This is a genomic window from bacterium, from assembly GCA_021372615.1.
Lineage (GTDB): Bacteria > Armatimonadota > Zipacnadia > Zipacnadales > UBA11051 > JAJFUB01.
In genome coordinates this window covers 28,234-52,884 of record JAJFUB010000039.1, presented here as the reverse complement: position 1 = coordinate 52,884, position 24,651 = coordinate 28,234, and the positions used below count along the sequence as shown (strand labels likewise).

Here is a 24,651-nt window from a genome sequence, read left to right as displayed (position 1 = left end):
GGTCGGGGTCGGTGACCCCTCCCACAGCCTGTTGGTGGTGCTACGGTCGAGGTCGGTGACCCCTCCCACACTCTCTCGCGACCGGGCGGCTACTCCTCGGTCTCCATGAAGAGCGCGGTGCGGAAGAAGCCCTCGACGGCATCCGGGGCATTGCCCACGACCTCGGCGACGGACAACGACGGACGGGTGGCGTCGTCGCGGTAGACGTCCTTCATCGGGATGGCGTGGGAGGTGATGGGGACCTCACTGGTGTCCAGGAGCTGCAGCTCCTGGAAATGGCCCATGATGCGGTTCAGTTCCGCGCCGACGCGATCCATCTCCTGGTCGGAAAGGTCCAGGCGGGCCAGCTTGCAGACGTGACGGATGTCGTCCCTGGTTACTTCAGCCATGTCGAACTCCGGCGTACATTCTAAGGGGATAGGGCCAGTTTATCAGAGCGGAGGCGGGGGCGTCAACCGAGGCGTCAGAAAGGGCGCCAGGGCTGTTGACAGGCGGGGAGCAGGGGCGTATTATCGGCGGCGGTGAGGTGGTCACGTGGCAGTACCGCCACGGCCACGTCACCGTGAAGAATGGGTACGGGCATGGGTGACGAGGAAGACCGGCGGAGGCGTGAGGCGGCGTCGAGCGCCGCGCGCGCGGCGGCCGGTTGGCGTGCTGTCGCCATCCTGAGCGGCATTGGCTTCCTGCTGGCAGGCAGCGTGGCCCTGGGGACGCTGGGCGGCATGTGGCTGGACAGGCAGTTGCACACCGAGCCCTGGTTGACCGCGCTGGGCGCCTTACTGGGCGCCGCCGCCGGTTTCGTCCAGATGTTCCGGCTGGTGAAGATGGCGGGGACCGGGAAGCGATGAGACAGTGAGCCGGCACGCGGTCATCGGCGGCGTTGCAGGTATGGCCGCGGCGGTTGTCGCCCTGCGGACCGGGCTGCCGGGAGTGTTGGACTTCGCCCTGGGTCTGGTTCTGGGCGCGCTGACCATGTCCGGGCTGCGCGCGATGGTGGGGGGCCTGGGCCCCGGACCGCGTGGGCCCCGGCAGACGCTGCTGCTGGTCGTGCACCTCCTGAAGTACCCGCTCATTCTCGGTGTGCTGTATGTGCTGGTGGTGTCGCTGCGCCGCAATGCGCTGCTGCTCCTGGGCGGCTACACCCTATCCCTGGTCGTTTTCCTGGTCCACGTGTACGCGGCAGCACCGCGCGCGGCGGGGGCCGAGCCGAAAGCCTGAGATGGAAGAGCAACTGCAGACCTGGTACAACGCGTTCGAGCCCCTGATCGAGAAGTGGGGCCACGGCTTCGTCAACGTCTTTACCCTGGCGAACTGGACGGTCATGCTCATCCTGGTGGTGCTCGTCGTGCTGGGCACCCGCCGCATGACGGCCGTCCCCCGCGGGTGGCAGAACCTGTGGGAGTGGGTCTACGAGGTCTTCCGAGGCTTTGCGGTGGGCGTGATCGGGACGGGGGGAGAGAAGTACCTGCCGCTGCTGGCCACGCTGTTCATCTACATCTTCTTCCTGAACATGTTCGGGATCATCCCCGGCTGTCTGTCGCCCACGACCAGCCTGAACATGACCGTGGCGCTGGCCATCGTCGTGTTCTGCGCGGTGCAGTACTTCGGCTTCCGCGCCAGCGGGCTGGGGTACCTGAAGCACTTCATGGGCGACCCGCCGTGGCTGGCCCCGCTGAACATCCCCATCCACGTCATCGGTGAGCTGGCCAAACCGGTGTCGCTGTCGGTGCGTCTGTTCGGCAACATCTTCGGCGAGGACAAGACGGTCGCGGCCTTCCTGGACCTGTCCACGCAGATCTTCCACGCCATCCACGTGCCCCTGCCGCTGCACCTGCCGATGGTCGCGTTCGCCATCTTCGGTGGGTTCATCCAGGCCTTCGTGTTCACTACGCTAACCGCGGCCTATATCGGGATGGCGACCCAGCACGAAGGGCACGAGGAACACGTCGCACACGAGGAGGCGCCGGGGCCGGTCGCGACCGATGCGACCCCCGCCGCCTGACACGGGCCCCGCGCCCGTCCCTAGCCTTGCACGCCCCCTACGGGCCACAGTCCGGGTCGGCCGGACGGATGAGGAAAGAGGTACGAACATGACTTACGAAGCTGCACTGGCGCTGGCGGTTGGGCTGGGAGTGTCCATCGCGGTCCTGTCGGCAGCCATCGGGCAGGGACGCGCCGCCGCCTCGGCTCTCGAAGCCATCGCGCGGCAGCCCGATGCCGTGGCGGACATCCAGCGGGTAATGCTGATCGCCCTGGCGCTCATCGAGTCGCTGGTCATCTACGCCTTCGTCTTGGCCCTGATCCTCATGGGCAAGCTGGCTCCCGTCCTGGACGTGATTCGAGCCAGAGTCGGGCAGTAGCAGAGCCCCGGAGCGCGGTTCTGCAGGGCCGCACGCAGTCCTGCCTGCGGCGCTGGAGAGCCGCGCTCTACGGGCGAGAAAGGGACACACCATGCAGCTTCTCCACGACCTGGGCATCGAGCCCGGAGCGCTGCTCATCAACATTATCGGCTTCCTGCTGCTGCTGTGGTTCTTCAAGGCGTACCTGTGGGCCCCGATCGCGCAGTTCCTGGGTGACCGCTCCCGGGAGATTGAGGGCCGCATCAACGAGGCCAAGCAGCTCAACGACGAGGCCAAGCAGCGGCACGAGAGCCTGCAGGCGGAACTGCAGACCGAGCGTGAGAGCGCGCGGGCCGAGATTGCGCGCCTGACCCAGGAAGCCAAGGCCGCCATCGCCGAGATGCACACCGAGGGCCGGCGAGAGCGCCAGGAACTCATTGAGCAGGGCCAGCGGGAGATCGAGCGCAGCAAGGAGATCGCCCTGGCCGAACTGCGCCGCACCGTGAGCGACCTGGCCGTCGAGATCTCGGGCAAGGTGATCCGGGAAGCCCTCGATGAGCAGCGCCAGGAGGCGCTCGTGGACGACTTCCTGCGCGACATCGAGCGCGCCGCGCGCGAGCAGAGGCCCGGCTAGATGATCAGCGAACGCATCGCGCGACGATATGTTGCCGCCCTCTTCGGCCTCGCTCACGAGGCCGGGCTGGCCGATCAGGTCGGGGTGACGCTGCACGAGGTGCAGCAGATGTACCGCCTGCACACGCGTCTGCGCAACGCGCTGTCAGACCCGCGCCTGCCGCATGCGCAGAAGCGAGCGGTGCTGCTGCGCCTGATGGGCCCCGCCGCGCCACCGCTGCTCGCGCGGTTCGCCGACCTGCTGATCGAAAAGCATCGGCTGGGCGTACTGCACCACGCAGGGACGGTCTTCGCGCGGCTGCAGGACGAGGCGGCCGGGATCCGGCACGCAGAGGTGCGCAGCGCCCTGCCGCTGTCGGACGAACAGCAGCAGCGGCTGCAGGAGGCCCTGTCGGGCCTGCTGGGGCTGCAGATCGTGCTGACCGCCAAGGTGGACCGGAGCGTTATCGCGGGGGTATCGGTGAAAGTGGGCGACCTGCTCATAGATGGCAGCGTCCGCGGTCGCCTGGAGAGTCTGCGACAGGAGTTCCAGCGCACCGAGAGGGCGGCGCTGGGCTAGCTCGAGTTCAGTAGGGCAGGCGGCTCGCCTGCCCGGGCCGTGCGCGGGCGAGCCGCCCGCGCTACTGGACAGTTACAGCCGCCGCGTGCGTTACTGGACGACACTGGCGTCATGAACGGCGCCGCACCGCAGTGAGGAGCAAGCCGTGCTGAAACCCGAGGAAGTCACAGGGATACTCAGGCAGGAATTGCAGGAGTACGAGTCCCGCGTGGAGATGGCGAACACCGGTACCGTGCTGGAGGTCGGCGACGGCATCGCGCGCGTGTACGGGCTGTCCGCGGCCATGTCGAACGAGCTGGTGGAGTTCCCCGGCGGCGTCATGGGCATCGTGCTCAATCTCGAAGAAGACAACGTGGGCTGCATCCTGCTGGGGCCGGATGAAGGCATCGTCGAGGGCGACGAAGTGCGCAGCACAGGTCGGATCTCGGGCACCCGCGTCGGGCCCGCGCTGTTCGGCCGGGTCGTGAACCCGTTGGGCGAGCCGCTGGATGGCGGCGGCCCGATCGTCAGCGACAAGTGGATGGAGCTGGAGCAGCGCGCCCCCGGCGTGATTGAGCGCCAGCCGGTCAGCGAGCCGCTGCAGACCGGCCTGAAGGCCGTGGACTCGATGATCCCGATCGGTCGCGGGCAGCGCGAGCTGCTCATCGGCGACCGCCAGATTGGCAAGACGGCCATCGCCACGGACACGATCATCAACCAGAAGGGCAAGGGCGTCTACTGCATCTACGTGGCCATCGGCCAGAAGACGGCCGAGGTAGCGCGCCTGCGGGCCGTGCTCGAAGAGCATGGCGCGATGGAGTACACCTGCATCGTGGCGGCCACCGCGGCCGACCCGTCGGCCCTGCAGTACATCGCCCCGTATGCGGGCTGCGCCATCGGCGAGGACATCCGCGACGGCGGGGGCCATGCTCTGGTGGTCTACGACGACCTGACCAAGCACGCCCGGGCGTACCGCGAGGTGTCGCTGCTGCTCCGCCGGCCCCCGGGCCGCGAGGCCTTCCCCGGCGACATCTTCAACCTGCACTCCCGGCTGCTTGAGCGCGCCGCCAAGCTGTCGGACGAGAAGGGCGGGGGCAGCCTCACCGCCTTGCCCATCGTCGAGACGCAGGAGGGCGACTTCTCGGCCTACATCCCGACGAACCTCGTCTCCATCACCGATGGGCAGATCTACGTGGAGCCCGACCTGTTCTACGCCGGGCAGCGGCCGGCCATCAACATCGGCATGAGCGTCAGCCGCGTGGGCAGCGCCGCGCAGACCAAGATCATGAAGCAGGTCGCGGGTCGGCTCAAACTCGACCTGGCCAGCTATCGCGAGTTCGCCGCCTTCGCGCAGTTCGCGTCCGATCTGGACGCCAACACGCGCGCGACGCTGGCGCGCGGCGGCCGCATGATGGAGCTGCTGAAGCAGAACCAGTACGAGCCGGTGTCGGTCGTGGACCAGGTCATCACGATCTACGCGGGCACGCAGGGGTTGTGGGACCAGGTCGAGGTGGAGGAAGTCCACGCGCTGGCGCCGCAGCTCGTGAAGTTCGTGCACGAGGCGTACCCTGAGCTGGTGCGGCGACTGACGGAGACACTCAGGCTGGACGACGCCGACGGCGAGGCGCTGCGCGAGGCGATCCAGCACTTCCTGCGCCAGCGGACGCAGAAGCAGGCGAGCTAGGCGGGAGGGGTCTGTCCCCGCAGGGGGCTGACCCCGGCAGTCAAGATCAGGACTAGGAGTCGGGGTCAGCCCCCTCAGAGACCGGTGCGGCCGGTCTCACGGGGACAGACCCCTGGAGAGCATGGGCGCCAACCTGAGAGTCATCCGGCGGAAGATCAAGACCGTCGGCAATATCTGGCAGATCACTCGCGCCATGCAGATGGTGGCGGCGAGCCGTCTCAAGCGCGTCCAGCCGCGCGTGGAGTCGAGCCGCGAGTATCTGCGCCGCCTGTCGGAGATCACCGCCGACGTGGCCGCCCACGTGCCCGCCGACCTGCACCCGTATCTGCAGGAGCGGACAGTGGAGAACGTCGGGCTCATCATCGTGGCAGGGGACAAGGGCCTGGCCGGGAGCCACAACGCCAACATCTTCCGTCTGGCTGAGCAGTACATGGCCGACCAGGATGTGCCGGTGACGGTGCTGACCGTGGGGGCCCGGGCGACGGAGTTCGCGCGACGGCGGGGCTGGAATGACGTGTTCAGCATGGCCGCGCCGGGCACCGGCGATAGCCGGGAGGCGGTGCAGGGGGCGCGAACGGCCCGAGGCCTGTTCGACGCCGGGCGCATTGACCGTCTGGACATGATCTACACTGAGTTCATCTCGCCGTTGCGGCGCCCGGCGCGGCTGCAGCAGTTGCTGCCGATTGTCGGGAGCGACGGGGCGGAGACGTCCACGGGCGAGTACATCTTCGAGCCGCCGGCTGAGCAGTTGCTGGCGGGACTGCTGCCTCGCACGGTCGAGGCGCAGATCGTCAACATGATGCTTCAGGCAGCCGCAGCCGAGCAGGCCGCCCGCATGACGGCCATGTCGGCGGCCACGGAAAACGCGGCAGAGCTGCGCCAGAACCTGGTGCGCGATCTGAACCGGGCACGGCAGGCGGGGATCACGACCGAGCTGCTGGAGGTCGTCAGCGGCGCTGACGCCCTGTCGCAGGAAGACTGAGGATACAGAGCGCGTGGGCACGCGTGTCGCCACGCGCGCAGTGTGAGCGACGTTTGGGGCGTGGGGACACGCCCAGCCACGCGACCGATGAAGAGGACTAACATGGCTGGCAAAGTCGCACAAGTACGCGGACCCGTGGTGGACCTCCGCTTCCCGGCGGGGGAGCTACCCAAGCTGCTCAGCGCCGTCCGCATCCAGGATAAGGCCAAGCACATTGATCTGGTGGTCGAGGTGGCCCAGCACCTGGGCGACGACCTGGTCCGCTGCGTGGCGATGGCCTCGACGGACGGGCTGGTGCGGGGCATGGTCGGCGAGGACACCGGCGCCCCGATCTCGGTACCGGTCGGCCCGCAGACCCTCGGGCGCATGTTCGACGTGCTCGGCAACCCGATTGACGGCATGCCGCAGGTGGACGCGGAGGTCATGCCGATCCACCGGGAGCCCCCGCCGCTGCAGGAGCAGTCGGTCGCCCTCGAGCAGTTCGAGACCGGGATCAAGGTCATTGACCTGCTGTGCCCGTTCCCCCGCGGCGGCAAGATCGGTCTGTTCGGCGGCGCGGGGGTGGGCAAGACCGTGCTCATCATGGAGCTGATCCACAACGTCGCCACCGGCCATGAGGGCGTGTCAGTGTTCGGCGGGGTGGGGGAGCGCACCCGCGAGGGCAACGGCACCTGGCTGGACATGAAGGAATCCGGCGTCCTGCCCCAGACATGCCTGGTGTTTGGTCAGATGAACGAGCCGCCCGGCGCCCGCCTGCGGGTGGGGCTGACGGCCCTGACGATGGCGGAGTACTTCCGCGACGTCGCCGGCCAGGACGTGCTGCTGTTTGTGGACAACATCTTCCGCTTCACCCAGGCGGGGGCCGAAGTCTCGGCCCTGCTGGGGCGCATGCCGTCGGCCGTAGGCTACCAGCCCACGCTGGCGACCGAGATGGGGCAGCTTCAGGAGCGCATCACCTCGACCCTCAAAGGCTCGATCACCTCGGTGCAGGCCGTGTATGTCCCGGCGGACGACTACACCGACCCGGCGCCGGCCACCACGTTCGCGCACCTGGATGCGAGCATCCATCTGTCTCGTGAGCTGTTCGAGCAGGCGATCTTCCCGGCGGTGGACCCGTTGGACTCGGCCTCGCGCATGCTGTCCCCGCAGGTCGTGGGCGAGCGGCACTACCGGGTCGCCCGCGGCGTGCAGGAGATCCTGCAGCGGTACAAGGACCTGCGCGACATCATCGCCATCCTCGGGATTGATGAGCTGGGTGAGGACGACAAGGTCGTCGTGGCGCGCGCCCGGCGCATCCAGCAGTTCCTGACCCAGCCGATGTTTGTGGCGGAGGTCTTCACGGGCATGCCGGGCGCCTACCTGAACATCGAGGACACCATCTCCGGGTTCGAGGAGATCCTGGCCGGGGAGATGGACAACCTGCCCGAGAGCGCCTTCCGCATGGTGGCCACGGCCGACGACGTACGCAAGAAGGCGCAGGAAGTGACGGTCTAGAGACCGCGTGGGCGGCGCAGGGACCGCGTGGGCGCGCGTGTCCTCACGCGCGCGGCCTGTGGCGGCCTGCGGATCGCGGGCGTGAGGACACGCCCGCGCACGCGGCACGGCCGCGGACGCGCAGTACTGATACCATGGCGAAGCAACTCCACATTGAGATAGTGACACACGACGGGATCACCTTCGAGGGTGAGGCCGACGGCGTAGTGGCGCCCGGTCTCGACGGCTACTTCGGGATGCTCCCACACCACGCGCCGTTGATCTCACAGCTCGGGGTCGGCGACCTGCGGGTGCGCAGGGGATCGGACTGGCGGCACTTCGCCCTGGCCGGCGGGATCTTGCACCTCCGGGACGGTCGGGTGACGGTCATGGCCGACGCGGCGGAGCCGGCGGAGGGGATTGATGTGGACCGTGCCCGTGCCGCGGTGGGGCGTGCGCGAGAGCGGTTGGCACAGCGGAAGAGCCCCCAAGTGGACCTCAACCGGGCTGAGGCGGCGCTATTGCGGGCCATCAACCGCCTGCGCGTCGCCGGTGAGCCGCCGCATTGACACCCTGTGTGGTTTGGGGTAACATGCCCTTAACCGCCGCCGGTGCGGCGAGTTGCCACGCCCCGCAGACCACGGCCCGGCCACGCGGGTATCCGTCTGCAACGCCATTTCCGCCTCTGTCCACAACGCAGTCATAATCGCAGCACAGCATCGTGCCGGGTGGTTGCGCGAGAGGGTCGGATCAGTGCCCCGGCGCACAGCAAACGCAGCAGCATTCGTGGGAAAGAGAGGGACCGCCGGTGGACACGCTCCACATTGTCGGGGGTCGGCCGCTGCAGGGCGAAGTCCGCATCAGTGGCTCCAAGAACGGAAGCTTGCCGCTCCTCGCCGCCGCCCTGCTGATTGAGGGCGAGACCGTCGTCGAGAACGTCCCCCAGATCACCGATGTCCTGATCATGATTGAGTTGCTGCGAGCGCTGGGCGCTCGCTGCACCTTCGTCGGCCGGGACTGTCTGAAGATTGACGCCTCGAACATCAGTTCCCTCGCCCCCCCGGATGAACTGATGCGCGCCATGCGGGCCTCGTTCTACGTAGCCGGACCGCTGCTGGCCCGGTTCGGCGAGGCCGAGGTGCCGCTGCCCGGGGGCTGCGTGCTCGGGCAACGGCCGGTGGACTACCACATCAAGGGGTTCCGGGAGTTGGGGGCCGATGTCCGCATCGAGGGTGGGGTCATGCATGCGCGCGGCGCCCACCTGCAGGGCACCGAGCTGCTGCTGGACGGCCGCACCCGCAGCGTCGGGGCAACCGTCAATCTGCTCCTGGCCGCCGTGCTGACCGAGGGCGTCACGATCATCGAGAACGCCTCTCGGGAGCCCGAAGTCGTGAGTTGCGAGCAGTTCCTGCAGTCGTGCGGAGCTGACATTCAGGGAATGGGGACCTCGCGGCTGGTCATTCGCGGGGTGAAGCGGCTGGCACCGGGGCAGGCCACGGCGATTGCCGACCGCATGGAGACCGGGACCTTCCTGATCGCCGGACTGATCACCCGGGGCGACGTCACCGTCACGCACTGCGTGCCCGAGCACATGGATGTCGTGCTGCCGGACCTGAAGCAAGCCGGAGCCCACATCGAGCGTCAGGGCAATGCCATCCGCCTGCGAGCCGTCAACCGGCCCAGCAGCGTGGAGATCACCACCAACCCCTACCCGGGCTTCCCCACCGATCTGCAGCCGAACATGGCCGTAGTCGGGTGCATTGCCACCGGCACGAGCGTCATCGAGGAGACGATCTTCGACATGCGGTTCACGTACACCGATGAACTGCTGCGGATGGGTGCCGACATACAGGTCAAGGACCGGGTGGCGATCATTCGCGGGGTCGAGAAGCTCTCGGGGGCGCCGGTGGTCGCGACCGACCTGCGCGCCGGCTCGGCGCTGGTGCTGGCAGGCTTGGCGGCCGACGGCCACACGGAGGTATCGGGTGCGGACAAGCTCGACCGGGGCTATGAGGACTTCGAGGGCAAACTGACCTCCCTGGGCGCACAGGTCCATCGCCAGCAGCACGCCATCGAGGAGGCCGTATGCTAGGCCTGGGCGAGCGTCTGGGGATTGATCTGGGGACAGCCAACATCGTAGTGTACGCGCGGGGGCGGGGCGTCGTTCTGCGCGAGCCGTCGGTCGTTGCCATAGACAAGGCCACGCGGCGGGTGCTGTCGGTGGGGGAGGACGCGCGCGAGATGCTGGGGCGCACGCCCGGCACCATCGTGGCCATTCGCCCCCTGCGCGACGGCGTCATCGCGGACTACTCCGTGACCCGCGACATGCTGGCCTTCCTGATCCGCAAGGCCTGCGGGAACCGCGCCCGCCTGTTCAAGCCCCTCGTCGTTGTGTGTATCCCCTCGGGCGCCACCAGCGTGGAGCAGCGCGCCGCTCTGGACGCTGCGCGTGCGGCCGGCGCCCGCGACGCCTACCCCATCGAGGAGCCCATGGCCGCCGCCATCGGGGCCGGGCTCCCCATCGCCAACCCCGGCGGGAACATGGTCGTGGACATCGGTGGGGGCACGACCGACATCGCGGTCATCTCCCTGGGCGGCATCGTTGTCAGCGACTCGCTGCGGGTGGGCGGCAACCAACTCGATGAGGCGATCATTCGCCACATCCGGCGGGTCTACAATCTGGATATCGGTGAGCGCACGGCCGAGAACATCAAGATCCAGATCGGGTCGGCGTGCAAGACGAACGGGGAACAGGAGATGGAGGTGCGGGGGCGGGACATCGTCTCCGGTCTCCCGCAGACCGTCACCGTCAGCTCCATTGAGGTGCGCGACGCGCTCTTCGAGAGCGTCTCCCAGATCGTGGCCGCGGTGAAGACGATCCTGGAGAAGACGCCGCCGGAGCTGGCTGCCGACATCATTGAGCGGGGCATCACCCTCACCGGCGGGGGCGCGTTGCTCGGCGGCATTGACCTGATCCTGCAGATGGAGACCCAGATCCCCGTCCACGTCGCCGATGACCCCATGTCGTCCGTCGCGATCGGCACGGGGAGGGTTCTCGAAGCCATCGAGACCCTGCAGCGACGACACACCTTGCGTCCAGCCCGGTAGGGGGATAGGGACGAGGGTCAGGGGTCGAGGGTCAAGGGTAACGGCAACGGCGACTAGCCGGATCCCTGGTTGGTCAGCCACTGCTCGACGGCCTCGCCGAACCGCTCGATGATCCCCTCCCACTGCTGTCGCCCATAGGTCTCGTTGGTGTCGTTGCGCGGGTCGAGAGCGTCGAACCCCTCCCACAGGTGCTTGTACTCCTCACTGTAGCCTGTGTCCTCGTGAAGGTACGGATGGCCCAGATAGGCGGGGGCCAACTCCGAGCGGTCCTGGGGCAGGCACTCAGGCTTGACCGTCCCCGGCGCCGCCACCATCGTCAATGACCCCTCCCACTTGTCGGCGTGGATCCAGAACTGGGCAAGCCAGGGCTCGAACTCCTTGGCGGCCTCGATGTAGAACCACGTCATGGTGCGGGCGGGCTCGCCGAAGGAAGCGCGGCGGCGAACGTTCTGGGCGTAGATGTCCTCAGCGCGCCGGCAGTAGGCCGGGTTGGGGCCGTGGCCGGGAAGCAGGATGATGTGGCGGAAGCCGTACAGGTGGATCGAGAGCAGGATCGCCGCGAGGCTCTCGGCGAAGCGCTGCTCCATGCCGGCCTTGTCGAAGGGCAGGGGGTGCTCGGCCGGCTCGCCGTCGTCGGGGGCAGTGGGGCAGTCGTAGCCGGGTGAGCCATCGTGGGCCTGGAGCGGGAAGGCTGCCGGGGCGCCCTCCGAAACGCGCATGGCCTGCTGGTAGCTGCGCCGCCACTCCTGACGGCATTCCTGCAGGATGTAGCGGACATCGCCGTAGTAGACAGGCGGGAAGGCCACGCCCCCGAAACGCGAGGCGGCCTGTTCGGCGAGGTAGCCTACGGTCATGTAGTCCGTGCCAAAGGGCATGTGGGGGCCATGCCACTCGAGGGAGCCGACAGGGAGATAGGCGAGGCTGCGGGCGTCTCGTCGCGCCACGACTTCCGACGGGACCATGCGGTCAAAGCGGACCTCGGGCATGGGCAGCCTCCGACGCGAAGCGGTCTGGATACGACGTTGGCCAGAACGATGACGGGATGATTGGTCGGCAGGGCCTGTCGTTCCTGCCTGCGAGGTGAGCCCGGCGGCCTGGGCGCTTGCCGAGACCGGGGGCCTGTGGTATAGTGCCGACATCCCACCACGTCCGGTGCCGCCGGGCGTGTCGTCGCATGTGCGGACCATGTTCCAGCCACGGGTGTACCGCAACCAGGCCGGGTCTGACGACCTCGTCAGCTTCCGTGTGTGTGTCGCTGAGACTGACCTGCTGGTCAGCGCCGAGAGCGACCAGGCAGCGCGGGGGTTCGCGATCGTGCGCGCGTTGCGTGAGGACATCGAGCAGGAGATCGGCCTGGACCGTCGGTTCCTGACCAGCCTCGAGCCACTGCCGACGCGCAGGGCCTGTCCGCCGGTCGTGCGGGCCATGTACGAGGCGGCGCAGCAGGCGGGGGTGGGGCCGATGGCGGCGGTGGCCGGGGCGGTGGCGGAGAGCGTCGCCCGGGCTTTGCAGCCGCATTCGGCGCAAATAGTGGTTGAAAACGGTGGGGATATATATATAATCAGTAAAGTTAGTAGAGTTATCGGCATTCAGGCCGGCCAGTCTCCCTTGAGCGGCAAGCTTGGGCTCAAGATCCCGGCGGGTAGCCTGGGGGTCTGCACCAGCTCGGGCACGGTGGGGCACTCGCTGAGCTTCGGGAGAGCGGATGCCGCGCTGATCGCGGCAGACGACGGTGCCTTGGCGGATGCGTTCGCCTCGGCGCTGGGGAACCGTGTGCAGAGCGCGGCAGACGTGCCGGCGGCCATGGAGTGGGCGCAGACGGCCCCGGGCGTGAGGCAGGCCCTGGTGATCGTGGGGGAGACGATGGGTGTGTGGGGGGAGTTTGAGCTGACGGCAGTGGGGCCGCCGTAGCGGGCCCGGCGATGGTCAGCATTCCCTGGTAAAGGAGGGATAGCGGAGATGACAGCGCAGTTTCTCGACCGGTCTGTGGTGATGTCCATGGGCATGCGTCAGCGTCCCTGCGCTCGCACGCGAGCGCGCTGTGGACGCGGCCCCGAGCGGACATCATCACAGGCGCCGGCGCGGTCATGCTCCGCGCCCGCCGGAGACAGGAGCCACAGGCATGGCTAAGACGGTTGCCGAAATCAACGAGAAGATCAAGCAGGGCAAGGCGGTCGTGGTGACCGCCGAGGAGATGATAGACGTCGTCGCCGAGCAAGGCGCCAAGCAGGCGGCCAAGACGGTGGACGTCGTCACCACAGGGACCTTCGGGCCGATGTGCTCGTCCGGAGCGTTCCTGAACTTCGGGCACACCAAGCCGCGGATGAGGATGAGCCGGGTGTGGCTGAACGACGTCCCCGCGTACGCCGGTGTGGCGGCCGTGGACTGCTACATCGGTGCGACGGAAGTGGCCGAGGGAGACTCGCTCAACCGCCAGCATCCGGGCGAGTTCCGCTACGGCGGAGCCCACGTGATCGCCGACCTCGTAGCCGGCAAGGACATCGCCATGCGGGCCGAGAGCTACGGTACGGACTGCTATCCGCGCCGGGAGCTGGAGTCGATGATCCGCCTGGCGGACCTCAACCAGGCCTTCATCTGCAACCCGCGTAACGCCTATCAGAACTACAACTGCGCGGTGAACCTGGACAAGCATCGCGACCTGTACACGTACATGGGCGTGCTCCAGAAGAACCTCGGATCGGCCAGCTTCTGTTCGGCCGGCCAGCTCTCGCCGCTGCTGAATGACCCGTACTACCGCACCATCGGTATCGGGTCGCGCATCTTCATCGGCGGCGCACAGGGGTACATCTTCTGGCAGGGCACCCAGCACGACCCGGCCTCGACGCGGAGCGAGAACGGCACGCCCACAGGCGGGGCCGGCACCATCGCGACCGTCGGCGACCTCAAGGCCATGGACCCGCGGTATGTCGTCGGGGTCAGCATGTACGGCTACGGCGTGTCGCTGGCGCTGGGGATCGGCATTCCCATCCCGATCCTGGACGCCGACATGGCGCGGTTCACGGCCGTCCGCGACGAGGACATCGTGTGCCCCATCGTGGACTACAGCCGGGGCTATGCATACGGCGAGCGCGGGCCGCTGGGGCAGGTGAGCTACGCCCAGCTCAAGACGGGGACCATCGAGGTGGAGGGCAAGCAGGTCCCGACGACGCCGCTGTCCTCATACGTACGCGCCCAGGAGATCGCCGGTGTGCTCAAGGAGCAGGTCCAGTCGGGCCAGTTCCTGCTGACGGAGCCGGTGGAGACGCTGCCCTCGGTGGACTCAGGGGTGAAGTTCAAGCCTTTCACTGAACGTCACCTCAAGGCTCGCACGCGCACGCTGAAGGAGGTGGGCTAGATGGCGAGCACACGTGTGGTGCTGCGTTTCCCCCCCAAACTCTCGGATGAGCCGATCATCTCCGAGACGATCAAGACGTACGAACTGGACTTCAACATCCTGCGCGCGGAGATCACGCCCCAGCGCGAAGGGCTCATGGTCATCGGCTTCACCGGCGAAGACGCCAGGCTGGAAGCTGCCCTCAAGAGCCTGAAGAAGCGGGGTGTCATCGTGGAGCCGATCGCGCAGGGCGTGGTGCGCAACGAGGCCCGCTGCACCGAGTGCGGGGCCTGCATCACCATCTGCCCGACCAAGGCGCTCGTCATTGACGCCGACACGCGCCATATCGCGTTTGATGCCGACAAGTGCATCGCGTGCGAGGCGTGCGTGCCGGTCTGTCCGCCACGGGCGATGGAGCTGACGTTCTAGAGCAACGGAATACGCAGACGGGACGGGGCCGAGCCAGAGATGGCTCGGCCCCGTTGCTCTGGGCGCCGAGAGAGCCGCTGCGGGACGGCTCAGACCTCGGCGCCGTCGCCGGGAGGTGCGGTCGTTCCTGCGGGGAACCTGAGCACAACACCGGCCTACCGCCGCCAGCACCCACATCCCCCTGAGGGGACCAGCATCAATGAGTTCGCTTCTTGGATGGTTCGGACCCAGCACTGCCGACGGCGGAGTGCTGCAGGCGATGGCCGGGGCCTGCAAGCTGCCGCAGTCCCCACTACAGACAGGCACAGCCGGCGAGTACAGCGTTGCGGCCACGAGCCCTGTCGGTGGCAGCGATCCCGAGAGAATCGCGACCACAACCGAGGGGAACATCGTCGCCGCGTTCGCCGGCTACCTCTACGGCAGCGACCTTGATCACAAGCGGCGTCCCGCGGCGTGGTGCCTGCAGCTCTACCAGCAGTACGGCAAGGCCTTCCCCACCCACCTGAATGGTACGTTCGCGGTCGCCATCTACGACCGCACGAAGGGCGAACTGCACCTCGTCACCGATCGCACGGCGAGCCGTGGTCTCTACTACCTCACGCAGTCCCCCTGGGTTTTTGGCAGCGAGGTGAAGTTCATACTCGAGTACCCCGGCGTGTCGCGTACGCTCAACCACGACCGCCTGCGCGAGTTCCTGGTGCTCGAGTTCCTCCCGGGGACGGCGACCTACTATGACCATATCCGGCAGGTGCCACCGGCGAGTGTCCTGACCATTGCCGACGGGGGAGAGCGGACAGAGACCTACTGGAGCCCGCGCTTCGAGTGGACGGAGCAGAGCTCGCTGGACGAGCACAGTCACGGCATCGCGGCCGCCCTGCGGAACTCCGTGCGACGGGTGTGCGCCGGGCACGAGCGCATCGGGCTGATGCTCAGTGCCGGTCTGGACTCGCGCGCGATCGCCAGTGCCAGCGAGACGCCCCTGCAGTGCATGACCCTGCATGTGCGGCCGGGAGCAGAGGTGGCGCTGGCCCGGCGGATCGCGGGGGCTCTGGGGTACCCCCACCACTTCCTGGCCCTGAGCCGCACCTTCCCGATGGAGCTGGTGACACTGGGATCGCTGCTGGGGGACGGCATGCACAGCTTCCATCACGCGCAGAGCTGGCTGGTCGGTCCGCTGCTGGCCCAGGAGAGACTGTCCCTGCTGCTCAACGGGTTTGGCCTCGATGCGCTGTTCGGCGGCCGCGGCCTGCCGACCGGCAACGCCTCGGGGCTCCGACGCCTGCTGCCTCCCACGCTGGCCCCGACCGCACCCGTGGACCCGGTGCGCTACACACTCAACCGGTTCCGCAGTGCCCCGCGGCCCTGGCTGGAGCGGATGCTCCGAGGGTACTCACTGGCCGAGGTGGAGCAGGAGGGGAAGGCTGCCCTGGTGGCGGCTGCCGAGGGGATCGCGGCCGGGGCTCAGTCGGACTACGATGTGGCCACGTGGCTGCCCTTCTCGAACATCGCCAAGCACCGCTCGGCCCTGAACATCTCCTCCTACGGTCGCTTCACGGACGAAGGCCTGCCGTTTCATGACCAGGAGATGCTGTCCGCATTCCTGCGGCTGCCACCCCAGTACCGCTTCAACCACCGGGCCTACGGGGGCGCACTGCGACTCCTGAACGCGCAGGTGGCAGCCATTCCGCGCTCCTGGACGTGCCTGCCCATCGCCGGTGGCCGCTGCGGGGAGATCATCGGGTACTACGGCGAGTGGACCTCGATCATGCTGGGGGAGCTGAGAGCGAAGCTGTGCCGCTACCGGAACCACGATCGCTCGGCCTGGCCCCGGCTGCGCATTCAGCTCAGCCAATCCCCGGAGTGGCATGGGTTCCTGCGCTCGCGGTTGCGCAACTCGCCGGTGCTTGACCTGGGGCTGCTGGAGGGTGACGGCCTGCGCCGGGTGGTAGACGACGCGATCGCCGGGCGGCGCCGGGCGGCGCACGCGCTCGGGCCCTGGATCACGCTCGATGAGTGGCTGAAGCACTATGGCTAGTGCCCCTGCGCAGAGCGAGGGGGGGGCGACCGCGGCTGACGCGGTGAGCCGCGCCGCTACTTGCGGCCCAGCCTGGCGATCATGGCCGCCATGTAGCCGGCCCCGAAGCCGTTGTCTATGTTGACGACGGCCATCCCCGCCGCGCAGCTATTGAGCATCGCCAGCAGGGCCGCTACGCCCCCGAAGCTCGCCCCGTAGCCGACGCTTGTGGGCACCGCGATGACCGGCTTGTCCACCAGCCCCCCCACGACGCTTGCCAGCGCCCCCTCCATCCCCGCGACGACCACCAGGACGCCTGCCTGGAGCATCTTCTCATGGTGCACCAGCAGACGGTGCAGACCCGCCACGCCGACGTCGAAGAGGCGGTCCACCGGCACGCCCGCGGCCTCGGCCACGAGGGCCGCTTCCTCGGCCACGCCGATATCCGATGTGCCGGCGGTGATGACGAGCACGGAGGGGCAGCCCTCCGGAGGTGTGGGCTTCTCACCGATGACGATGCAGCGGGCCGGCTCGTGGTACTCGGCGTCCGGGAAGCGTGCCGCCACGGCCTCGTAGACCTCGCGGGAAGCGCGGGAAGCCAGCACACAGGGGGCCATGCCCGCAATGCGGGTGGCGATCTCCACGACTTGGTCAGGCGTCTTGCGCTCGCAGTAGATGACTTCCGGGAAACCCGTCCGGAGGGCGCGGTGGTGGTCCACCTTGGCGAAGCCGAGGTCCTCGAACGGCAGGAGACGCAGGCGTTCGACGGCCTGGTCGGGGGCCAGATCGCCCGAGGCGACCTGAGCAAGTAGCTGGCGGAGATCGTGTTCGTTCATGCTGTCCTCAGTCCGGGGCGCGATCGGCCGCGCCGAAGGGTTGTTCCCGACCGAGGGTGAGAAGACCTCTGCGGGCGGGCAAGGTCAACATGTGGACGGTGGCGAACTGGTGCACATTCCGAAGTAGCAGAGGGAGACCGATGAAGATCTGTGCAACGACTGTCATGATGCCTGAATACGACATGCGGGAGACGGCCGAGTGCCTCTCGCGGCTGGGCTTTGATGGGGCCGAGTGGCGCTGCCGCTACATTCCTGAGGCCGCCAGGGACCAGGCGTACTCACCCTGGGGCAACGTGAAGAATGACTTCTCGCCCGACAACCTGGACACCCGGGGCGAGGAACTGGTCGCGCTGAGCAAGGAGTTCAACCTGCAGATCGTGTGCCTGGCCACATCCATGGCCGCCACGCAGCTTGACGAGGTGCGCAAGGTGGCCGAGGGCTGCGCCAAGTGGGGCATCCCCATGTTCCGCATCGGCGCCCCACGGGGCTACAACGCGGCCGAGAACTACCGCGACCTGATCGCCGACACGATCGCCGCGCTGGGCGAGGCCTTGAAGATCACACGCTCGCTGGGCGTGCGGGTCGTCATCGAGATTCACCGCAACACCACCACCTGCAGCGCCTCGCAGGCGTGGAACATCGTGCGCGAGTTCGACGCCCGGGACATTGGCGTCATCTTCGACATCGCGAACATGAGCCTGGGGCAGGGGCACGAGCCGACGAAGATGGGGCTGGACCTGCTGGGCGAGTACGTGGCGCATGTCCACGCCGGCGGCGGGCAGCCTGTGCCGGCCGAGCGCAATGAACGCGGGCAGCTCCAGTACCGCTGGGATACCGTGGACCTGGCGGACAGCGTCATTGACGTCGCGCAGTTCTGCAGCGAACTGCAGGCACGGAACTACCAGGGCTTCCTCTCCGTCGAGGACTTCCGGACCATGCCGCTGGAGGAGAAGATCTCCACTCAACTCAAGTACCTGCGCTCCCTGGAGGCGTGATGGCTCACCGTCTGCTCGCACTGCTCCCGGCCCTGCTCTGCGTCGCGCTGGCCGGCGCTGCCACCGTGCCGCCGGGGCGGCTGTTCCACGCCGCCTTTGACGGCTCCCTGGCCGCCGCCCAGGCGGCGGGGAGCGCGGCCGGTCAGGCGGAGGGCAAGCCGGAGTTCACGGCGGGTCATGCGGGGCAGGCTGTGGTCGTGGGCGACCTGGGCGGCGCTGCAGCCGTGACCTTCCCGAGCGCGGGCAACATCCGCCTCGAGCGCGGGACGGTCAGCCTGTGGGTCATGCCGGTCAACTGGCAGGGCGATGACAAGCAGAATCACCTGTTCCTCCAGGCCCCCGCCGCCGCCGGCGGCTACCTGCTCTACAAGTACGCCACGCCCTCGTGGGGACTGAACTTCCACGTGGACCCCAACGAGGGCGTCGCGGCCAAAACCAACGTGTACAAGCCCATCGCCGACTGGCGACCCGGACAGTGGCACCATGTCGCGTGCTCATGGACACGGTACGAGGCCGCCAAGCTGTATGTGGACGGGCGGCTGGCGGCGCAGTCACAGGGCGTGGGGCTCACGCAGGAAGCCCTTGGCAGCGTGATCCGCTTCGGGGGGTGCTGGGGCGCGAATGGCGACCGAACAGCCCTCGATGAGGCGATGGTCTTCGGACGGATGCTGTCGGATGAGGAGATCGCTTCCCTGGCCGGTGTTACACCGTCGGGGGCGCCAGCGCCGTTGGAGGGGCCGGCTAGTAGCCGGCCCGCCGTCCCTGACGCACCTCGCGACGTGCCCGGCGTCATGCTCACCCACGCCCTGCTCGGACAGAGGGTCCTTGCTCGTGTCTACGACGACGCGCTGGGCGAGCCGTGCCGGCAGGCGCGGCTGTCGCTGCTCGGGGCGGACGCCAAGGAAGTCGTGGGCAGGAATCTGGCGCTGCAGGCCGGTCTGAACGAGGCGCAGCTTGACCTGGCGAGGCTGCCGCTCGGCGTCTACGAAGCTCGGCTGACGCTGCTGCGAGAGGGCAAGCCGGCGGCGGTCGAGGCGCTGCGCATCCCCAAGGAGACGAACGAGACGTGGGCCGACGCCGCGAAGCTGGGCAAGCGTGATCGGGTGCTGCCGCCCTTCCTGCCACTCAAGACAACGGGCGGGCACCTGGAATGCTACGCCCGCAGCGCTGTTCTGGGCGGCGATGGCCTGCCGACGCGGATGACCAGCCGCGGCAAGGAGCTGCTGGCCGGGCCGGTGCGCATCGTCGCGGCGGACGCGGTTGGGGCGGCAGCCTTTACGGCGGGGAAGCTGGAGTGCGTGGCTTCGTCCGACGCCAGGGCCGGCTTCACAGGCAGCGCCTTGGCGGGGCAGCTCGCCCTCAGGACGCAGGTGGAGGCGCGCTATGACGGGACGCTGTGGTTCAGCCTGACGCTGGACCCACGACAGCCGCTGGAGTTGCAGAAGCTGCGGGTGGAGGTGCCGCTCCGGTCGGAGATGGCGCGCCTGTATGCGTACGATGCCTACGGGCGCATGGACGACAAGCGCTTCGGCTATGGCGCGGTGCCCGAGGGGGCGGGGACGGTGTGGCAGCGGGAGTTCCTGCCGGCCCTCTGGCTGGGGACCGAGGACCTGGGCCTCGGCTGGTATGCCGAGAGTGACGAGCACTGGGACGTGGACGGCGAGCAGGCGCTGTCGCTCGAACGAGACGGGCAGACGCTGCGCCTGTGCATGAACATCGTGCGCCAGGCCCGGCGGGTCGAGAGGCCCTTCAAGATCGAGTTCGGGCTGCTGGCAACGCCGGTGCGGCCGCTGCAGCCGGACTGGCGGTCGTACCAGCAGTTGCCGTCCTCGGAGATCACACGCTACTTCCTGCACCTGCGCAAGAACCCGTACCCGCGGGCGGACCTCGCAGGCCAGACGCCCTCGGGCAAAGTGGCGTACCTGTACGCCTACCACGAGTACTTCACCGCCACGCCGCCGAAGGATCCCGAGGAGTTCGCCGAGATGGTATGGCGGGTCCAGGAGTACGGCCTGCTGGGGACGCCGTACACGGACACGACGTTCCTGCCGGAGTGGCAGGGCGACCTGATGCTCCGGCCGGAGATGCGGGTGCGGCCCAGCCACCGGGCGACGAGCTACGGTCCGGTCTGCAATGTGGACGTGTGCCACTGCGGGCCCTTCGGCGACTGGTATGTCTGGTATATCCATCATCTCATCGGCAAGTACGGGATCAACGGCATCTACTTCGACGACATGTGCCCGTATGGCTGCGCCAACGTCGCCCACGGGTGCGGGTATGTGGCCGCCGATGGCACACGGCGGCGCACATACGCGATGCGGGCGCGGATGGAGACCTTCCGGCGCGTGCGGGAGCTGTTCGCCGACACCGGCAGGCCCTTCTTCATCACCTACCACATCAGCGGCGGGCGCGTGCCGCCCCTGGCGATCTATGGCGATGGCCTGCTCATGGCCGAGGAGCGCTACCCGATCGTCGGCAAGAACCCTGACTACACCACCAACACGACCTCGGCGGAGTGGCGTGCCAGTTTCTCGCCGGAGGCGTGGGGGATACCGGTGTATGTCATTCCGCAGTTCAAGATGAACCCGGAATGGATGAAGGACCCGGAGTTGGCCGAGCGGCTGCTGGCGGCGGTCGTGCCGCATGACCTGCTGATCTGGCCGCTGTTCGCGCACGAGCCGACGCTCCTGGCGGCGCGGAAGATCCAGGAGGAGTTCGGGATCGGGGAGGCGGACACGAAGCTGTTGCCGTTCTGGCATGAAGGGACCGGGCTGACATGCGACCGCGCCGAGGTGCTGCTGACGGGCTACCAGCGGCCGGGCAAGCTGCTGCTGTGCGCGAGCAACCCCACCGACGAGCCGCTGACGGTGAGCCTCGGTGTGGACCTGGCGAAGCTGGGCCTTCCGGCCGGGGCCCGGGGCCGGGACCTGCGGACGGGGGCGACGGTGGCAGTCGAGGCCGGGGTAGTGCGGACGACGCTGCCCGCCAAGCGCGTGCAGTTCATTGAGGTCAAGTAGGAGTAGGGGATGACACGCTTCACGGAGATCACCATCATCGCGAGCGCGCTCATTTGCGCGGTAGTTCACGCGCAACCGGCGACCGTCCCGGCGCAGGTGCCGCTGTGCATGATCGGGGATAGCATCACGTGGGCGGGCGAAGGGGACTACTGGCGGCTGTACCTGCTCGAACACCTGCCCAGCCTGGCCTTCGTCGGGACCCACTCGGCCGTGCTGGGCTACAGTCATGCCGGGGAGGGCGGGAACAGCACCCACGCCGTGCTGGCGCGCCTGAACGACATCCCGGACTCCCCGTACTACCACCTGCTCATCGGCACGAACGACGGACGCTCGCCGGACCCCGCCAAGCAGGATGAGCTGGCCCGGGGCTGCGCCGACCGCATCGTGAAGATCGTCCAGAGCCTGCTGGCCAAGCCGAGCGTGCAGCGCGTGTTCCTGGGAAGCATCCTGCCGTGCCAGACCAACGACCCCAACCGGGATGTCACCAACAGCAAGGTGAACGCGATCCTGCGGCCGCAGATCGGCACGCTGTTCCCGGACGGGAAGGTCGTGTGGATTGAGTACGAGCAGCCCATCCGGGCCATGGTGAACTGGGGCCCGATGATCCTGCTGCACCCGACCAAGCCGGGCTACCAGGTAGTCGCGAAGATCACGGCAGATGCCATCCGGGCGGCGCTGAAGCTGCCGGAGGCGATCGCGGCGCCGACGGTGCAACCGGGCGCGGGGGTGCAGGTGGTGAACCTGTGGGCCGGCGAGCGGACGACACAGCCGATCATCGCCGGGTGGTACACGATGTCCTTTGACGTCCAGACCGTGGGGGCGGGCGGGGGGACGCTACTGCTGACCGGGGCGGGCGAGGGCGACAAGCAGGCGCGGCTGAAGTTCGCGGTCCCGGCCGACAGCGCCGGCAAGCGCCTGACGTGGAACCTGATGACCGGCTACGCGGGATACGGGTACACAACCGGGCCGCTCACGATGAGCCTGACGGACTGTACGCTGGACCGCATTCTGCTGGAGAAGAGACGGCCCTCGGGTCTGGCTTCAGCGTATGGTACGGGGACATACCTCGATACGACGACCCCGATCAGGCCGGGGGAGGTGGTCAGCCGGTAAGGCACCGGGCAATTGCGGGAATGCCGTGGCGGGGGAAGGCGTCGTGAGTTGAGTCCGTTGTGCTGGGGGAACACCACATAGGAGTGTGCATGCCAATGACGCGACGTGGGTTTACGCTGATTGAGTTACTGGTCGTCATCGCGATCATCGCGATCCTGGCCGCGATCCTGTTTCCCGTGTTCGCGAAGGCGCGGGAGAAGGCCCGGCAGTCAAGCTGCTTGAGCAACACCAAGCAGCTCATCCTGGGGGTACTACAGTACGCGCAGGACTATGACGAAACGCTGCCGTACTACCGAGTCGTCAGCGCTGCGTACCCAAGCGTGTGGTACGACCGTGACAACTCGGCGGCCAATGACCGCCACTTCTGGATGGAGGGCGTCGAGCCCTATCTGAAGAACACGCAGGTGCTGTCGTGCCCGAGCCAGGGCAATCTGACCTCGTCGGGAGGCAAGCTGCTCCCCCAGTACGCGTACAACGGCGTAGCCGGCGGGCAGCGCTTGGCGGTCTTCTCGAACGTGTCGCAGAAGATCATTCTGGGCGACATCGGCAAGATCGACTCGACGCGGACGCCGACGGGGTACCTGGAGAACTGGTTCGTGAACGCCTACTCCGGCAACACGAGCTGGTCGCAGTACTTCTGGTGGTCGGAGTGGCACAACAACGGCGGGAACTACGCGTTCCTCGACGGCCACAGCAAGTGGCTGGGCTGCAAGGACGCGGCGCTGGGGCCGATCGTGGCCACCGGGTCTACGCTGAGCGGCGACCAGACCGGCTACTGGATGGCCAACTAACAGGCGACGTCGCATGCGAACGTGCGCAGGCCCCCGAGACCTCGGCGGGGGCCTGCTTCGCCTGCGTGTGGGTACCGCCTGTCGGCCTCTGAGAGGAGCCACGCCATGACCAGCCGCGAGCGGGTGTTGGCTGCCCTGGACCACCGTGAGCCGGACCGTGTGCCGCTCGACCTGGGCGGCAGCTTCGTCACCTCCATCACCGCCGTGGCCCTCGATGAGCTGCGGCGGCACCTGCGGCTGCAGGAGCGGCCCGTCAAGGTCGTGGACGCCTACCAGATGCTGGGAGAGGTGGAGATGGATGTGGTGGAGCGGCTGCACGTGGACTGCCTGCCCGTCGAGCCGCCCGTGCTGACGATGGGGCTGCGGCGGGAGAACTGGAAGCCGTGGCGGCTGATGGATGGGCGCGAGGTGCTCATGCCCGGCGAGTTCGAGGTGCAGGTGACGCCCGACGGGGACTGGCTGTTCACGCCGCCCGGCAGCACCTCCGGCGTGCCCACCGCCAAGATGCCGCGCGGGGGCTTCTACTTCGACACCCTCGGCGAAACGGCGTGGAACTTCGACTGGGAGCCGCCGCCCCTGGCCGACATGGCGCGGGAGTTCGAGAGCGCCATCGCGTCTGAAGAGGACCTGGCCCACATGGCGCAGCGGGCAGCGCTGCTGCGCCGCACCACCGACAAGGCGCTGGTGCTGAACTGCTGGGGGATGCTCGGGCCGCGCCACATCGGCACCATGCCCGACTTCCTGTGCCTGCTGGGGCGCGATCCGGGCTACGTGCGCGGGCTGTTCGACCTGGCGACGGAAGTGGGCCTGCGGAACCTGCAGCTCATGTGGGAGGCCATCGGCGAAGACATAGATGCTGTGGTCATCTCGGGGCTGGACTTCGGCACCCAGAAGGCCGAGCTCTTCTCGCGCCAGACCTTCCGTGAGGTCTACCTGCCGTGCCTGCAGGCACACTACGAGTGGATCCACACGCACACGACGTGGAAGAGCTTCGAGCACTCGTGCGGGTGCATGACGAGCATCATCGGGGACATGGCCGAGGCCGGGCTGGATGCCCTCAACCCGGTGCAGACCTCGGCGGCCGGCATGGCCCCGGCGTGGCTGAAGGCGACGTGGGGGGACCGGCTGACCTTCTGGGGCGGCGGGGTCGAGACGCAGTCCACACTGCCGTTCGGGACGCCGGAACAGGTCCGGGCCGAGGTGGCCGAGCGGGTGCGACTCTTCGCCCCCGGCGGCGGCTTCGTGTTCTGCCCCATACACAATGTGCAGCCCCAGACGCCGCCCGAGAACATCGTGGCGGCCTATGATGCGGCGTATGAGTACGGTCGGTACCCCATCGCCAGTGCGTGAACCGTGGAGATGACC

Annotated in this window: 24 protein-coding genes; 21 read left to right on the top strand and 3 right to left on the bottom strand. The window is 67.9% G+C overall.

The features are described 5' to 3' along the window. Positions 1-89 precede the first annotated feature (89 nt). Positions 90-389: an Asp-tRNA(Asn)/Glu-tRNA(Gln) amidotransferase subunit GatC gene (gene gatC, locus LLH23_06340; GenBank protein ID MCE5238095.1), complete on the bottom strand. Its 300-nt coding sequence runs from the start codon at positions 387-389 to the stop codon at positions 90-92. 192 nt (positions 390-581) lie between these two features. Between gatC and LLH23_06335 the strand changes: the two genes are divergently transcribed. From LLH23_06335 to LLH23_06280, 12 genes are all read left to right on the top strand, one after another. Beyond that, positions 582-848: an AtpZ/AtpI family protein gene (locus tag LLH23_06335; protein MCE5238094.1), complete on the top strand. Its 267-nt coding sequence runs from the start codon at positions 582-584 to the stop codon at positions 846-848. A 40-nt stretch (positions 849-888) separates the two neighbouring features. Continuing rightward, complete coding sequence (locus LLH23_06330; GenBank protein ID MCE5238093.1) at positions 889-1,218, top strand: hypothetical protein; 330 nt, start codon at positions 889-891, stop codon at positions 1,216-1,218. Position 1,219: 1 nt separating this feature from the next. Further along, positions 1,220-2,002, top strand: coding sequence for a F0F1 ATP synthase subunit A (gene atpB / locus LLH23_06325; GenBank protein ID MCE5238092.1), 783 nt, complete (start codon positions 1,220-1,222; stop codon positions 2,000-2,002). Positions 2,003-2,090: 88 nt separating this feature from the next. Further along, positions 2,091-2,360: an ATP synthase F0 subunit C gene (atpE, locus tag LLH23_06320; protein ID MCE5238091.1), complete on the top strand. Its 270-nt coding sequence runs from the start codon at positions 2,091-2,093 to the stop codon at positions 2,358-2,360. Between the two features lie 91 nt (positions 2,361-2,451). Next, positions 2,452-2,973, top strand: a complete 522-nt coding sequence (gene atpF, locus LLH23_06315; GenBank protein ID MCE5238090.1) for a F0F1 ATP synthase subunit B — start codon at positions 2,452-2,454, stop codon at positions 2,971-2,973. Next, positions 2,974-3,531, top strand: a complete 558-nt coding sequence (atpH, locus tag LLH23_06310) for an ATP synthase F1 subunit delta (protein MCE5238089.1) — start codon at positions 2,974-2,976, stop codon at positions 3,529-3,531. A 145-nt stretch (positions 3,532-3,676) separates the two neighbouring features. Continuing rightward, positions 3,677-5,194 carry a F0F1 ATP synthase subunit alpha gene (gene atpA / locus LLH23_06305; GenBank protein ID MCE5238088.1) on the top strand — a complete coding sequence of 506 codons (1,518 nt, stop codon included), beginning with the start codon at positions 3,677-3,679 and terminating at the stop codon, positions 5,192-5,194. A gap of 121 nt (positions 5,195-5,315) precedes the next feature. Further along, positions 5,316-6,176: an ATP synthase F1 subunit gamma gene (gene atpG, locus LLH23_06300; protein ID MCE5238087.1), complete on the top strand. Its 861-nt coding sequence runs from the start codon at positions 5,316-5,318 to the stop codon at positions 6,174-6,176. A 102-nt stretch (positions 6,177-6,278) separates the two neighbouring features. After that, positions 6,279-7,670, top strand: coding sequence for a F0F1 ATP synthase subunit beta (atpD, locus tag LLH23_06295; protein MCE5238086.1), 1,392 nt, complete (start codon positions 6,279-6,281; stop codon positions 7,668-7,670). A gap of 134 nt (positions 7,671-7,804) precedes the next feature. After that, entirely contained in the window at positions 7,805-8,218 is a 414-nt protein-coding gene (locus tag LLH23_06290) for a F0F1 ATP synthase subunit epsilon (protein ID MCE5238085.1), read from the top strand. 239 nt (positions 8,219-8,457) lie between these two features. Then, the gene (gene murA / locus LLH23_06285) at positions 8,458-9,741 is read left to right on the top strand and encodes a UDP-N-acetylglucosamine 1-carboxyvinyltransferase (GenBank protein MCE5238084.1); all 1,284 of its coding nucleotides are present in this window, start codon (positions 8,458-8,460) and stop codon (positions 9,739-9,741) included. Beyond that, positions 9,735-10,757, top strand: a complete 1,023-nt coding sequence (locus LLH23_06280) for a rod shape-determining protein (GenBank protein ID MCE5238083.1) — start codon at positions 9,735-9,737, stop codon at positions 10,755-10,757. The genes murA and LLH23_06280 overlap by 7 nt, the downstream gene beginning before the upstream one ends. Positions 10,758-10,810: 53 nt before the next feature. On the opposite strand, the gene LLH23_06275 is transcribed toward LLH23_06280, so the two are convergent. After that, positions 10,811-11,743: a creatininase family protein gene (locus tag LLH23_06275; protein ID MCE5238082.1), complete on the bottom strand. Its 933-nt coding sequence runs from the start codon at positions 11,741-11,743 to the stop codon at positions 10,811-10,813. Positions 11,744-11,942: 199 nt separating this feature from the next. Between LLH23_06275 and LLH23_06270 the strand changes: the two genes are divergently transcribed. The 4 genes from LLH23_06270 (at position 11,943) to LLH23_06255 (ending at position 16,555) form a co-directional block, all read left to right on the top strand. Continuing rightward, complete coding sequence (locus tag LLH23_06270) at positions 11,943-12,668, top strand: UPF0280 family protein (GenBank protein ID MCE5238081.1); 726 nt, start codon at positions 11,943-11,945, stop codon at positions 12,666-12,668. A gap of 211 nt (positions 12,669-12,879) precedes the next feature. Continuing rightward, complete coding sequence (locus tag LLH23_06265) at positions 12,880-14,112, top strand: homocysteine biosynthesis protein (protein ID MCE5238080.1); 1,233 nt, start codon at positions 12,880-12,882, stop codon at positions 14,110-14,112. Beyond that, positions 14,113-14,520 carry a 4Fe-4S binding protein gene (locus tag LLH23_06260; GenBank protein ID MCE5238079.1) on the top strand — a complete coding sequence of 136 codons (408 nt, stop codon included), beginning with the start codon at positions 14,113-14,115 and terminating at the stop codon, positions 14,518-14,520. A gap of 199 nt (positions 14,521-14,719) precedes the next feature. Next, positions 14,720-16,555, top strand: a complete 1,836-nt coding sequence (locus LLH23_06255) for a hypothetical protein (GenBank protein MCE5238078.1) — start codon at positions 14,720-14,722, stop codon at positions 16,553-16,555. 56 nt (positions 16,556-16,611) lie between these two features. Here the strand turns inward: LLH23_06255 and larB are convergent, their stop codons facing one another. Continuing rightward, complete coding sequence (gene larB, locus LLH23_06250) at positions 16,612-17,370, bottom strand: nickel pincer cofactor biosynthesis protein LarB (protein ID MCE5238077.1); 759 nt, start codon at positions 17,368-17,370, stop codon at positions 16,612-16,614. Between the two features lie 140 nt (positions 17,371-17,510). Here larB and LLH23_06245 point away from each other — a divergent pair, with 140 nt between their 5' ends. The 5 genes from LLH23_06245 to LLH23_06225 all read left to right on the top strand — a co-directional run bounded on the left by LLH23_06245 (position 17,511) and on the right by LLH23_06225 (position 24,636). Then, positions 17,511-18,365 (top strand): sugar phosphate isomerase/epimerase, encoded by an 855-nt coding sequence (locus LLH23_06245; protein ID MCE5238076.1) that lies wholly within the window; start codon positions 17,511-17,513, stop codon positions 18,363-18,365. Continuing rightward, positions 18,365-21,382, top strand: coding sequence for a LamG domain-containing protein (locus LLH23_06240; GenBank protein ID MCE5238075.1), 3,018 nt, complete (start codon positions 18,365-18,367; stop codon positions 21,380-21,382). Before LLH23_06245 ends, LLH23_06240 begins: the two co-directional genes overlap by 1 nt. 9 nt (positions 21,383-21,391) lie before the next feature. Next, positions 21,392-22,495, top strand: coding sequence for an SGNH/GDSL hydrolase family protein (locus LLH23_06235; protein ID MCE5238074.1), 1,104 nt, complete (start codon positions 21,392-21,394; stop codon positions 22,493-22,495). A 95-nt stretch (positions 22,496-22,590) separates the two neighbouring features. Then, complete coding sequence (locus LLH23_06230; GenBank protein MCE5238073.1) at positions 22,591-23,286, top strand: prepilin-type N-terminal cleavage/methylation domain-containing protein; 696 nt, start codon at positions 22,591-22,593, stop codon at positions 23,284-23,286. Between the two features lie 105 nt (positions 23,287-23,391). Beyond that, complete coding sequence (locus LLH23_06225; protein ID MCE5238072.1) at positions 23,392-24,636, top strand: methyltransferase; 1,245 nt, start codon at positions 23,392-23,394, stop codon at positions 24,634-24,636. Positions 24,637-24,651: the final 15 nt, after the last annotated feature.

Bases quoted from the DNA above. Each gene is read 5' to 3' on its own strand.
- gatC (MCE5238095.1), bottom strand. From the start codon at position 389: ATGGCTGAAGTAACCAGGGACGACATCCGTCACGTCTGCAAGCTGGCC.
- LLH23_06335 (MCE5238094.1), top strand. From the start codon at position 582: ATGGGTGACGAGGAAGACCGGCGGAGGCGTGAGGCGGCGTCGAGCGCC.
- LLH23_06330 (MCE5238093.1), top strand. From the start codon at position 889: ATGGCCGCGGCGGTTGTCGCCCTGCGGACCGGGCTGCCGGGAGTGTTG.
- atpB (MCE5238092.1), top strand. From the start codon at position 1,220: ATGGAAGAGCAACTGCAGACCTGGTACAACGCGTTCGAGCCCCTGATC.
- atpE (MCE5238091.1), top strand. From the start codon at position 2,091: ATGACTTACGAAGCTGCACTGGCGCTGGCGGTTGGGCTGGGAGTGTCC.
- atpF (MCE5238090.1), top strand. From the start codon at position 2,452: ATGCAGCTTCTCCACGACCTGGGCATCGAGCCCGGAGCGCTGCTCATC.
- atpH (MCE5238089.1), top strand. From the start codon at position 2,974: ATGATCAGCGAACGCATCGCGCGACGATATGTTGCCGCCCTCTTCGGC.
- atpG (MCE5238087.1), top strand. From the start codon at position 5,316: ATGGGCGCCAACCTGAGAGTCATCCGGCGGAAGATCAAGACCGTCGGC.
- atpD (MCE5238086.1), top strand. From the start codon at position 6,279: ATGGCTGGCAAAGTCGCACAAGTACGCGGACCCGTGGTGGACCTCCGC.
- LLH23_06290 (MCE5238085.1), top strand. From the start codon at position 7,805: ATGGCGAAGCAACTCCACATTGAGATAGTGACACACGACGGGATCACC.
- LLH23_06280 (MCE5238083.1), top strand. From the start codon at position 9,735: ATGCTAGGCCTGGGCGAGCGTCTGGGGATTGATCTGGGGACAGCCAAC.
- LLH23_06275 (MCE5238082.1), bottom strand. From the start codon at position 11,743: ATGCCCGAGGTCCGCTTTGACCGCATGGTCCCGTCGGAAGTCGTGGCG.
- LLH23_06270 (MCE5238081.1), top strand. From the start codon at position 11,943: ATGTTCCAGCCACGGGTGTACCGCAACCAGGCCGGGTCTGACGACCTC.
- LLH23_06265 (MCE5238080.1), top strand. From the start codon at position 12,880: ATGGCTAAGACGGTTGCCGAAATCAACGAGAAGATCAAGCAGGGCAAG.
- LLH23_06260 (MCE5238079.1), top strand. From the start codon at position 14,113: ATGGCGAGCACACGTGTGGTGCTGCGTTTCCCCCCCAAACTCTCGGAT.
- LLH23_06255 (MCE5238078.1), top strand. From the start codon at position 14,720: ATGAGTTCGCTTCTTGGATGGTTCGGACCCAGCACTGCCGACGGCGGA.
- larB (MCE5238077.1), bottom strand. From the start codon at position 17,370: ATGAACGAACACGATCTCCGCCAGCTACTTGCTCAGGTCGCCTCGGGC.
- LLH23_06245 (MCE5238076.1), top strand. From the start codon at position 17,511: ATGAAGATCTGTGCAACGACTGTCATGATGCCTGAATACGACATGCGG.
- LLH23_06240 (MCE5238075.1), top strand. From the start codon at position 18,365: ATGGCTCACCGTCTGCTCGCACTGCTCCCGGCCCTGCTCTGCGTCGCG.
- LLH23_06235 (MCE5238074.1), top strand. From the start codon at position 21,392: ATGACACGCTTCACGGAGATCACCATCATCGCGAGCGCGCTCATTTGC.
- LLH23_06230 (MCE5238073.1), top strand. From the start codon at position 22,591: ATGACGCGACGTGGGTTTACGCTGATTGAGTTACTGGTCGTCATCGCG.
- LLH23_06225 (MCE5238072.1), top strand. From the start codon at position 23,392: ATGACCAGCCGCGAGCGGGTGTTGGCTGCCCTGGACCACCGTGAGCCG.